General features: G+C 60.3%; 10 protein-coding genes and 1 pseudogene. 6 read left to right on the plus strand and 5 right to left on the minus strand.

What is annotated here, in order from left to right; translation table 11 throughout:
* Positions 1-3: 3 nt before the first annotated feature.
* Positions 4-129: pseudogene (locus WHX55_RS22430) on the minus strand (outer membrane lipoprotein carrier protein LolA); the annotation flags it as partial.
* 232 nt (positions 130-361) lie between these two features.
* On the opposite strand from WHX55_RS22430, the gene WHX55_RS22435 reads away from it, so the two are divergent.
* Entirely contained in the window at positions 362-910 is a 549-nt protein-coding gene (locus WHX55_RS22435; protein WP_046040580.1) for an RNA polymerase factor sigma-70, read from the plus strand.
* Between the two features lie 125 nt (positions 911-1,035).
* Here the strand turns inward: WHX55_RS22435 and WHX55_RS22440 are convergent, their stop codons facing one another.
* From WHX55_RS22440 to WHX55_RS22455, 4 genes are all read right to left on the minus strand, one after another.
* Complete coding sequence (locus WHX55_RS22440; RefSeq protein ID WP_353741348.1) at positions 1,036-2,049, minus strand: GNAT family N-acetyltransferase; 1,014 nt, start codon at positions 2,047-2,049, stop codon at positions 1,036-1,038.
* A gap of 134 nt (positions 2,050-2,183) precedes the next feature.
* Positions 2,184-3,023, minus strand: a complete 840-nt coding sequence (locus WHX55_RS22445) for a sugar-binding protein (RefSeq protein ID WP_151215071.1) — start codon at positions 3,021-3,023, stop codon at positions 2,184-2,186.
* A 154-nt stretch (positions 3,024-3,177) separates the two neighbouring features.
* Positions 3,178-3,969 (minus strand): transporter substrate-binding domain-containing protein, encoded by a 792-nt coding sequence (locus tag WHX55_RS22450; RefSeq protein ID WP_353741349.1) that lies wholly within the window; start codon positions 3,967-3,969, stop codon positions 3,178-3,180.
* A 93-nt stretch (positions 3,970-4,062) separates the two neighbouring features.
* Positions 4,063-4,689, minus strand: coding sequence for a TetR/AcrR family transcriptional regulator (locus tag WHX55_RS22455; protein ID WP_150726337.1), 627 nt, complete (start codon positions 4,687-4,689; stop codon positions 4,063-4,065).
* 178 nt (positions 4,690-4,867) lie between these two features.
* Between WHX55_RS22455 and WHX55_RS22460 the strand changes: the two genes are divergently transcribed.
* The 5 genes from WHX55_RS22460 to WHX55_RS22480 are packed head-to-tail and all read left to right on the plus strand — an operon-like array spanning position 4,868 to position 11,148.
* Positions 4,868-6,670, plus strand: a complete 1,803-nt coding sequence (locus WHX55_RS22460) for an acyclic terpene utilization AtuA family protein (RefSeq protein ID WP_353741350.1) — start codon at positions 4,868-4,870, stop codon at positions 6,668-6,670.
* A gap of 12 nt (positions 6,671-6,682) precedes the next feature.
* Positions 6,683-7,552, plus strand: coding sequence for an SDR family oxidoreductase (locus WHX55_RS22465; protein ID WP_150759464.1), 870 nt, complete (start codon positions 6,683-6,685; stop codon positions 7,550-7,552).
* A gap of 3 nt (positions 7,553-7,555) precedes the next feature.
* On the plus strand, positions 7,556-9,172 hold the full coding sequence (gene atuC, locus WHX55_RS22470) for a geranyl-CoA carboxylase subunit beta (RefSeq protein WP_353741351.1): 1,617 nt from the start codon (positions 7,556-7,558) through the stop codon (positions 9,170-9,172).
* Positions 9,173-9,196: 24 nt separating this feature from the next.
* A complete protein-coding gene (gene atuD / locus WHX55_RS22475; RefSeq protein ID WP_150726333.1) occupies positions 9,197-10,354 on the plus strand; it encodes a citronellyl-CoA dehydrogenase in 1,158 nt (385 codons plus the stop codon).
* On the plus strand, positions 10,351-11,148 hold the full coding sequence (locus WHX55_RS22480; protein WP_353741352.1) for an enoyl-CoA hydratase-related protein: 798 nt from the start codon (positions 10,351-10,353) through the stop codon (positions 11,146-11,148). Before atuD ends, WHX55_RS22480 begins: the two co-directional genes overlap by 4 nt.
* Positions 11,149-11,238 lie beyond the last annotated feature (90 nt).

The raw sequence follows: 11,238 nt of genomic DNA on the forward strand, positions 1-11,238 counted from the left end.
CTTGGTAGGAGCGAGCCTGCTCGCGAAAATCCGGAGAGCGCCGCGGGGTGTCAGGCGCCCATCGTCATCGTTGACGACCATCGCGAGCGAGCTCGCTCCTACGGGGTGATGAGGGTTGCGCTGTGCAATTCACCAATGAGAACGGATGACGTCTGGAAATAATTAGTCGCCAGGCTGGAACGCAAAGCGCACTGAAGTGCGTCAGCGTGTCGCAGTTCTCACTCTGCACTGTTGCGACGCATTAGTTCTTTTTCTCATTTGACAATCATTATCATTAAGCCTAATTTGTCGCTCGATCTGTAGGACGGCCCCCCCGGTCCATTCGCCGTCCCACTAACCTTTTGGCAGCAGGGTGATTTCCATGATGGAACCAGTATCCACAAGCAGGTGCGATACACCGCTACTTCAGGCATTCGTCGACAATCGACTGATTCTGGTGAAGATCGCAGCCCGAATTACCGGTTGCCGCTCACGTGCCGAAGATGTTGTGCAGGATGCATTCTTCCGGTTGCAATCGGCCCCGCCCATCACCAGTTCGATCAAGGCTCAGCTCAGCTACCTGTTCCAGATCGTGCGCAACCTGGCGATCGACCACTACCGCAAGCAGGCACTGGAGCAGAAGTATTCCGGCCCTGAAGAGGAAGGGCTGAATGTGGTGATCCAGGGTGCGTCACCGGAAACCTCGCACATCAATTTCTCGACGCTGGAGCACATTGCCGATGCGTTGACCGAGTTGCCGAGCCGCACCCGCTACGCCTTCGAGATGTATCGCCTGCACGGTGTACCGCAAAAAGACATCGCCAAGGAACTCGGCGTCTCGCCGACCCTGGTGAACTTCATGATCCGTGATGCGCTGGTGCACTGCCGCAAGGTGTCGGGCAAGCGTGGCGATATGGCTGCTCGCCAATAAGATCTGAAAACTCATTGCCCCTATCGCGAGCAAGCTCGCTCCCACAGGTTCGGCGCACACCCTGTGGGAGCGAGCTTGCTCGCGATAGGGGACTCAAGGTCAATACATAGCTTGAGCCTTACCTATCAAGCCAGTCTGCACCGATCAAAAAACCGCTCCCGCCCCAACACCATCAAGGCCGCGCGCTTGTGCGGGAAGTCGAACTCTTTCTCGCAGTGAAAGCGCTGCTCCTGCATGTACCCGATCATCTTCGCGTTATCGGCACGAGGCTCGGCAACCACGCGCTGCGTGCGCGGATCATCAAGAAACAGGTAATGCACCAGCGCCGATAACCAGCTCGCCACCTTGTGCGGACCACGGTGATGTTCTTCGCCCACCAGCATGTGAATGCCACGGTCGTAATCGCCGGCCTCGTAGAAGGGGGCGATGCGATCCTCCCTGGCCCAGTAGGCTTCGAAATAAGCGAACGGCTGATCATCGAAACAACCGATCAGCGTCAGCGTATGCGGGTCGGCTTCGAGTTTGCTCAGGTATTGGCGATGCTGTTCGAGGCTGCCCTCCTCCTGCCAGAAACTGGCGACACGCGGGCTGTTCTGCCAGCGGTTGAAGCGCGCCAGGTCTTGCTCGATGTCCAGCGTGCGCAGGGAAACCCGGGCACCCAGCCGCGCATCGAAGCGTCGATACACTTCACCCCGGGGTTTGACCGGCCGCCGTGGATGGCGCTTGCCGTCGGTCATGACCATTTGCTGCGGATAGCTGCCAGTCAGTGAATGCCCCAGCCACGGTTGCGGCAACTGCCAGAACACGGTGCGCTCGCAGTGATACTGGCCGCTGACGGGAGTTGGAATCAGCAGACCGCTGGACACGGCTTCGTCCGGCACATCTTGCAGTTGCCAGGTAAGACGCTGGCAGTCGGAGTCGCGAGCGAACAGCCAGTAACAGGCCGCCCACAATGCCTGCCCTTCAGGTCGACTGAAACGCTCCTCCATTTGCACGTGCAACTCGGGGCCACGATTCAGCCGCAGGGCGGGCAACGGTTGCCCTTCCAGGCTGAGGCTCAGGCAGCAATCGGTTTCATCAGCGACAAGACGACTGCCTGTCGGCAGACACAGGGCAGTCAGGTCATTCAAATTGGGCATGGGTCGGGCTCACGATAATCGTCGACAGTTCAACGAAGTGACGTGAGCCAGTCGTGGAAATTTAACGAAACCACCTCGAATCTAAATGAGTATTCGCAATGACTGATCTCCAGACAAAAGACGTTGCACTGATGCTAGATCGACCTGACCCAGATTTCGCGGAAGGCATAGTCATTCCCGCTTCCGGAAGCTTCGTGACTCTTGATTTGCAGCTCTACCTGCGAAGTACCCGCGATAAAAGTACCCGAGTGCGGCGTCCAGTCAGTCATCGAAAAAACCTTCTCTGGTGCAATGACTTGCGACCCGCTTTGGAGTGAGAGTTTAGGAGTGACATAGGTGTTATTCCACCTGCGCACAGTCATCCCAAATTCATAGGTTCGACCCGCTTGCAGCCCATGAAAGGATTTTTCTAAAACAATCCCGGCAGAGTTATTGGTCGCGGTGTGGTTGTGTAATACATAGATGTCGCCATCTCTTTCGATAATGAGATCCGATGCATCAGACCCCGCCGCCCCTCTCATCCATCCATTCCAGTTATCGGTACCATCTGTTTCTGAAAAAGTCGTTGTATCGTCAAAGGGTTCCCGAACCTCAAGACTCAATGGCGGGAACAGCACCGGCCCAGCGCAGCAGCTTCCGTCCAGCACAGCCTGGAAAACAAATGCGAGATGGCTACGGTCTTTCAGATTCTGCAAAGCCGACCAAGGAATATTTCGACACCAGCCCTCCTCGAACTCTTGTTCCGTGACGGGTTCTGCATCGGCCACTCGCAGCATGACTGGCGAGCCGTCGACCTGTTGACCGCAGACATTCAACGTCGTCTTTTGACCGACCACCATGAACGGCCAATGCGTCACCTCTACGGTAACGCCAGTCGGGTCATCAGGTTTTTTCAGCGTAAGTACATTATCGACAGCTTGCTCCACCACGGGGGAGGGAACACAGCACAGAGAGACCAACAATGGATTGCTCATGACTAAATGCCTTTCGTTATGTGCCCCCCAGAAGAGGGAACACCGGAAAGTCATCTAAGCCCGGAGCGTTCAACAACGTCTACTGTCATATTTGACAGGTTAAAGCGCAAATCCGATCAGCGGTTAATCACATGCTTTCATGAAAATGCCACCGTTACCGAGGCACCGGCACAAGCGCAATTTTGTACGGATCGAAAATCTTCAACATCTGGCCATTGTCCCGCAAGCCCTGCAGCAACTTGCTGAAGGCCTCGCCGCTGATGGGCGCGGTCGGACGCAGAATGGCGTAGTGGTGATAGATCTGGTCGACGCGCTGGGACACCAGCAATTCATCGGCGACTTTTTTATTGCGCAAGAAGTAGTCGCTCAGGTAGGAGCGCGTGACCAGGGCAATGTCGGCCCGGTCGCGCAATACCATCAGCAGATTGCTGTCATGGGAATAGGTCAGCGTGGCGTTGTAGTTTTTCGCGAGGTACAGGGGATCGGCATTGAAGTTGGCGAACTCGTAGTGATAGCCGCTGAACAGTGCCAGGCGCTTGCCGTTCAGGTTGGCAAAATAGCTTTGCTGTCGATCAGGCAGGCGTTGCGCGACAAAAATCTCGGCGTCTTCCAGCCCCATGTCGACGGCCGTGTGGGGGATCTCTTCCCAACCCCAGGCGGGATTTTCGAAGATGGCCATGTCGACCCGGCCCTGCTTGAAATCACCGAAGCGCCGGGGAATGGAAGTGGGCACCAGGATAAACTGGTAGTCCGTTTGCGACGCATTCAGGGCCTCGACCAGTTGCGGCAGCAACCCGGTATCGGCCCCGGATTCCGGGCGCACGGTGTAAGGCGGAAAATGCGCGGCACCAATGCGCACCAGTTGCGCAGCCTGGGACGGCATCATCGTTGACGCCGCAAACATCGACAGCAACAGCCGCGAGGCTGATCGAATTGGCGAACCCATCAAAACGACCCCACTCCCCAATAAAACAGCATCAATGCATTCAAGCTAGGCGGTTTCTTCCAGTTAGCCAGTTTAATGCTGACCAACACTAACTTATTGCCGGTCTTCCAGCACCAGAATCAACGCCTCTTCAGCCAACTGATCGAGGCTCATGCTGCCGTCGGCGCGAAACCAGGTGGTGGTCCAGGACAATGCGCCGGTCAGGAAGCGCCGAGTGATAAACACATCGCCGCGGATAAAACCGGCGGTCTTGGCTTCACCCAGTACTTGCAGCCAGATGTCTTCGTAGATATCCCGCAGCGCCAGGACCTTGGCCTGGCCCTCTTCGGACAGCGAGCGCCATTCGTAGACCAGCACGGCCATGGCCTCGCCGCTGCCGCCCATGATCGACTGCAACTCACAGCGGATCAGCGCCAGCACCTGCTCGCGCACACTGCCGGCCTCGGCGATGGACGCACGCATCAACGCGGTGTTGTAGCGAATGGTCTCCTCCATCACCGCGCGCAGAATTTCGTCCTTGCTCTTGAAGTGATGGAAAATACTCCCGGACTGAATGCCCACGGCGCCGGCCAGGTCGCGCACGGTCGTGCGTTCATAGCCTTTATTGCGGAACAGGTGGGCCGCCACTTGCAGCAACTTGCCACGGGCGCTGTCCGGGTCGGTCAATTGGCCGTCGTCGACCAATTGGCGCATCACCCTCAGGGCTTTTTGCTCGTCCACCCATTCTCTCCTACAGTCGATCAATCAGTAACGCCGATCCCCCCGAAAACACCGGAGTTGCGCGGGCAATTTAAGCGCATGGATGCAACCAAGCAAGCGCTTGGGCAGAAGAAAATCAAGTCATTTACAAACCAAGCGCTTGCTTGGTAATGTCGACGCACTTCGGTTGGAGGTGGCTATGGAATGGACTGCGCCTATAACAATTCGCATCGGTTGCGCCAGCGCCTTCTGGGGCGATACCTCGACCGCTGCCGCGCAACTGGTGGAACACGGGCATCTGGACTATCTGGTCTTCGATTACCTGGCGGAAATCACTCTGTCGATCATGGCCGGCGCACGGATGAAAGATCCCCGGGCCGGCTATGCGGGCGACTTCATCGAAGTGCTCGCGCCCTTGCTACCGCAGCTCGCGCAGCAAAACATCCGGGTCATCAGTAATGCTGGCGGGGTCAATCCCCAAGCCTGCGCCGCCGCCCTGCAAGCGGCCTGCGACAAGGCCGGGGTGGCGCTGAAGATCGCCGTGCTGCTGGGTGATGACCTGCAGCCGCAATTCAAACAGCTGGGCAACCTGGGCATTCATGAAATGTTCAGCGGCGCGCCCCTGCCATCGATGTGCGTCTCGACCAATGCCTACCTCGGTGCACCCGGTATCGTCGAAGCCCTACGCCTGGGGGCGGACATCGTGATCACCGGGCGCGTGGTCGACAGTGCGGTGGTCAGCGCCGCGCTGGTGCATGAGTTCGGCTGGTCGTGGCACGACTACGACAAGCTCGCCCAGGCGGCATTGGCCGGGCACATCATCGAATGCGGCGCCCAGTGCACGGGCGGCAACTTCACCGACTGGCGCGACGTCCCCGACTACGAACACATCGGATTTCCCATCGTCGAAGTCAGCGCCGACAGCCAGTTTATCGTCAGCAAACCCGAAGGTACCGGCGGGCTGGTCACGCCGCTGACGGTGGGCGAACAGATGCTGTATGAAATCGGTGACCCACGTGCGTATCTGCTGCCCGACGTGGTGTGCGATTTCACTCAGGTCAAATTGCTGCAACAAGGCAGGAACGCGGTGCAGGTGCACGGCGCCAAAGGCCTGCCGCCGACCGCTCAATACAAGGTCAGCGCCACGTACCCCGATGGTTTCCGCTGCACCGCCAGTTGCCTGATCGCCGGCATCGATGCCGTCGACAAGGCGCGGCGAGTCAGCGCGGCGATCATCAACAAGACCTCGGAAATGTTCCGCCAGCGCGGCTGGGCACAGTACAGCGACGTGAATATCGAGTTGCTGGGCAGCGAGGCCACCTACGGCCCCCATGGCCAGCGTCAGGACAGCCGCGAAGTGGTGATCAAACTCGCGGTGCGCCATCCGGACAAGCAGGCATTGATCGTGTTCTCCCGGGAAATCGCCCAGGCCGCCACCGGCATGGCGCCAGGGCTGACCGGCATTGTCGGTGGCCGGCCGACGGTGTATCCGCTGATCCGGCTGTTCTCGTTCCTGATCGACAAAACCGCCTGCACGCTGGACATTGATTGCATGGGCCAGCGCCACCCGTGTGCCCTGCCCGCCCTCGATGTGCTCGACCCGCTGGACCTGCCAGCCCCGCTCGCCCCGCCGAAACCGGTTGGCCTGGCCGACGCCAGCGTGGCCCTGGTCAAACTGGCGGTCGCCCGCTCTGGCGACAAGGGCAACCACAGCAACATCGGCGTCATGGCCCGCGCGCCCGAATTCCTGCCATGGATTGCCGAAGCCTTGACCCCGGAAGTGATCGTCGACTGGATGGGCCACGTCCTCGATCCAATCCACGGGCGGGTCGAACGCTGGTACTTGCCCGCCAGCCACAGCCTGAATTTCCTGCTGGAAAACGCCCTCGGCGGCGGCGGTGTCGCCAGCCTGCGCATCGATCCGCAAGGCAAGGCCTTCGCCCAGCAACTGCTGGAAATCCAGATCCCGGTGCCGCAGCGCATCGCCGACCAGTTCAACTAGAGGATTGCCACCATGGCCTACGATTCGATTTTCAAAGCCGATTTGTTTGCCGGCCAAAACATCATCGTCACCGGTGGCGGCAGTGGCATCGGCCGCTGCACCGCCCATGAACTGGCGGCCCTCGGCGCCCATGTGCTGCTGGTCGGGCGCAAGGCCGACAAGCTCAAAACCGTTGCAGCGGAGATCGCCGACGACGGCGGCAAGGCCGACTGGGCGGTTTGCGACATCCGCGAGGAAGAGTCGGTGCAGCACCTGGTCAGCGAACTGATCCGCAAGCATGGCCCCATTCATGGCCTGGTCAACAATGCGGGCGGGCAGTACCCGTCGCCCCTGGCCTCGATCAATCAGAAGGGTTTCGAAACGGTGATGCGCACCAATCTGGTGGGCGGTTTCCTGATGGCCCGGGAAGTGTTCAACCAGTCCATGAGCCAGCACGGCGGCGCCATCGTCAACATGCTCGCCGACATGTGGGGCGGCATGCCCGGTATGGGCCACTCCGGCGCGGCACGTTCGGGCATGGACAACCTGACCAAGACCGCCGCGTACGAATGGGGTCATGCCGGGGTGCGGGTCAACGCCGTGGCGCCAGGCTGGATTGCCTCCAGCGGCATGGACACCTACGAAGGCGCCTTCAAGGCTGCGATCCCGACCCTGCGCGAACACGTGCCGCTCAAGCGCATCGGCACCGAATCGGAAGTCAGCGCGGCGATTGTTTTCCTGCTCAGCCCCGCAGCGGCGTTTGTCAGCGGCAGTACCTTGCGCATCGACGGCGCCGCCAGCCTCGGCGGGCGCGCCTGGCCGATCCACAAGGCGACCAACAGCGAGTCGTACAACGGTTTCCACCGCGCCTACATACCAGAAGTATTGAAGGACAAGGAATAACCCATGCCCGTGATTCAGTCGTTACTCGATCCCCACAGCGAGCCGTTCGCCCGGAACCGTGCAGCGATGCTGAGCGCCATCGAGCAAGTTCGCGTGCTCGAACAGAACCTGCTGAACAAGGCTGCCGAAGCCAAGCCGAAGTTCGAAAAACGCAGCCAATTGCTGCCTCGCGAGCGCCTCAATCTGCTGCTGGACCCCGGCGCACCGTTTCTCGAACTGGCGAGCCTGGCCGGCTACAAGCTGCACGACGACAAGGATGGCAGCTCCGCCGGTGGTGGTTTGATCGCCGGGATCGGCTACGTGTCTGGCGTGCGTGTGCTGGTAGTCGCCAACAACAGCGCGATCAGGGGCGGGACCATCTCCCCCAGCGGCTTGAAGAAATCCCTGCGCCTGCAACAGATCGCCATGGAAAACAAACTGCCGGTGATCACCCTCGCCGAAAGCGGCGGTGCCAACCTCAATTATGCGGCGGAGATTTTCGTCGAAGGCGCGCGCAGCTTTGCCAATCAGGCGCGGATGTCGGCCATGGGGTTGCCGCAGATCACCGTGGTGCACGGCTCGGCCACGGCGGGTGGCGCCTATCAACCGGGTTTGTCGGATTACGTGGTGGTGGTACGCGGCAAGGCCAAGCTGTTTCTCGCCGGCCCGCCATTGCTCAAGGCCGCCACTGGTGAGGTCGCCACCGATGAAGAACTGGGCGGCGCCGAGATGCACGCACAAACCGCCGGCACCGCCGAATACCTGGCTGAAAACGACGCTGACGGCGTGCGACAGGTACGCGAGATCGTCAGCCTGTTGCCGTGGAACGAGCAGTTGCCTCCACTACCCGAACGTCGCTGGGAGGAACCGCTCTACCCCATCGACGAACTGCTGGGCCTGATCCCGGATGATCCGAAAAAGCCCTACGACGTGCGCGAAATCATCGCCCGTCTGGCCGACGCTTCGAACTTTCTTGAATTCAAGGGCGAGTTCGATCAGCAGACTGTGTGCGGTCATCTGAAAATTCAGGGCCGCGCCTGTGGCTTCATCGGCAACAACGGCCCGATCACGCCAAAAGGTGCGAGCAAGGCGGCCCAGTTCATCCAGCTGTGCGACCAGAGCCAGACGCCGCTGCTGTTTTTCCACAACACCACCGGGTTCATGGTCGGCACCGAATCGGAACAGCAAGGCGTGATCAAGCATGGCGCGAAGATGATTCAAGCGGTGGCCAACGCCCGGGTGCCGAAGCTGACCATCGTCGTCGGTGGCTCCTACGGCGCCGGCAACTATGCAATGTGCGGTCGCGGCCTCGACCCGCGTTTCATCTTCGCCTGGCCCAACAGCCGCACCGCCGTGATGGGTGGTGCGCAAGCGGGCAAGGTACTGCGCATCGTCACCGAGGCCAAACAGGCCAAGGACGGGCTGGTGCCCGACCCGAAAATGCTCGACATGCTCGAACAGGTCACCGCGCAGAAACTCGACAGCCAGTCCACGGCACTCTACGGCAGCGCCAACCTCTGGGACGACGGTTTGATCGACCCGCGCGATACCCGGACTTTGTTGGGTTACTTGCTGGACATCTGTCACGAGGCCGAGGTGCGGCCATTGCAAGCCAACAGTTTTGGCATAGCCCGACTCTAGGCCCGCTCAAGGAGAACAATAAAAATGATCTTCACCCAGGAACACGAAGCACTGCGCCGCACCGTTCGCCAGTTCGTCGAGCACGAGATCAACCCGCACGTCGAGGAATGGGAAAAGGCCGGGCGCTTCCCCATCCACGAAATCTTCCGCAAGGCCGGCGACCTCGGTTTGCTGGGCATTTCCAAACCGGAAAAATTCGGCGGCATGGGGCTCGACTACAGCTATTCGATCGTCGCCGCCGAAGAGTTCGGCACCATTCATTGCGGCGGCATTCCGATGTCCATCGGCGTGCAGACCGACATGTGCACCCCGGCGCTGGCCCGATTCGGTTCCGATGAACTGCGCGAGGAATTCCTGCGCCCGGCCATCAGCGGTGAGCAGGTCGGCTGCATCGGCGTCTCCGAAGTCGGCGCCGGCTCTGACGTCGCCGGGCTGAAAACCACCGCGCGCAAGGACGGCGATGACTATGTGATCAACGGCAGCAAAATGTGGATCACCAACTCGCCGAGCGCCGACTTCATCTGCCTGCTGGCCAACACCTCGGACGACAAACCGCACATCAACAAGTCACTGATCATGGTGCCGATGAGCACGCCGGGCATCAGCCTCAGCTCGCACCTGGACAAGCTCGGCATGCGCAGCTCGGAAACCGCTCAGGTGTTTTTCGACAACGTGCGCGTACCGCAGCGCAACCGCATCGGTCATGAAGGCGCGGGGTTCATGATGCAGATGCTGCAGTTCCAGGAGGAACGCCTGTTCGGTGCGGCCAACATGATCAAAGGCCTGGAGTACTGTGTCGACAGCACCATCGAATACTGCAAGGAGCGCAAAACCTTCGGCAATGCGCTGATCGACAATCAGGTGATCCACTTCCGCCTGGCGGAACTGCAAACCGAAATCGAATGCCTGCGGGCGCTGGTCTATCAGGCCACCGAGCAATACGTCAAAGGCCAGGACGTCACGCGCCTGGCCTCCATGGCCAAGCTCAAGGCCGGGCGGCTGGGTCGCGAAGTCAGTGACAGTTGCCTGCAATACTGGGGCGGCATGGGCTTCATGTGGGACAACCCGGTGGCCCGGGCTTACCGCGATGTACGGCTGGTGTCGATCGGCGGCGGCGCCGACGAAATCATGCTGGGGATCATCTGCAAACTGATGGGCATTCTGCCGGGGAAAAAGAAATGAACAACCTGCCGGTTTGTCAGACCTTGCTGCTGGAACTGCACAACGGCGTGTTGCACATCACCCTCAACCGCCCGGAATGCCGCAATGCGATGAGCTTGCAGATGGTCGCCGAGTTGCGCTCGGTGCTGGCCGCGGTACGCGATAAACCAGGGGTTCGCGCACTGGTGATCGGCGGCGTCGGTGGGCACTTCTGTGCTGGCGGCGACCTCAAGGACATGGCCAACGCCCGCGCTCAAGGCCCAACTGCGCACAGGGATCTGAACCGGGTGTTCGGCGCGCTATTGCAAGAGGTGCAACACGCACCGCAAGTGGTGATCACGGTGCTGCAGGGGGCGGTGCTCGGCGGCGGTCTCGGCCTGGCCTGCGTCAGCGATATCGCCCTGGCCGATCACCAGGCGCAATTCGGCCTGCCGGAAACCAGCCTCGGCCTGTTGCCTGCGCAGATCGCGCCGTTCGTGGTGCAACGCATCGGCTTGACCCAGGCCCGGCGCCTGGCCCTGACGGCCGCGCGTTTCGACGGTACCCAGGCGCGACGCATGGGGCTGGTCCATTTTGTCGAGCATGATCCGCAGGCCCTGGCCGAACGTCTCGATGAGGTGTTGGCGCATGTGTTGTGTTGCGCGCCGGGGGCGAATGCGGCGACCAAGAAACTCTTGCTGGCCAGTGCCGGACAACCGTCGGATGCCCTGCTGGATCAAGCGGCTCAATGGTTCAGCGAAGCGGTGACCGGAGCCGAAGGCGTCGAGGGAACGATGGCCTTCGTGCAAAAACGCAAACCGGGGTGGGCCATTTAAAAGCTTCGCGAGCAGGCTCGCTCCCACATTTGAAATGCATTCCCCTGTGGGAGCGGGCTTGCCCGCGAAGAGGCCATCACATTCACCGCA

The organism is Pseudomonas fluorescens (genome assembly GCF_040448305.1).
Lineage (GTDB): Bacteria > Pseudomonadota > Gammaproteobacteria > Pseudomonadales > Pseudomonadaceae > Aquipseudomonas > Aquipseudomonas fluorescens_BH.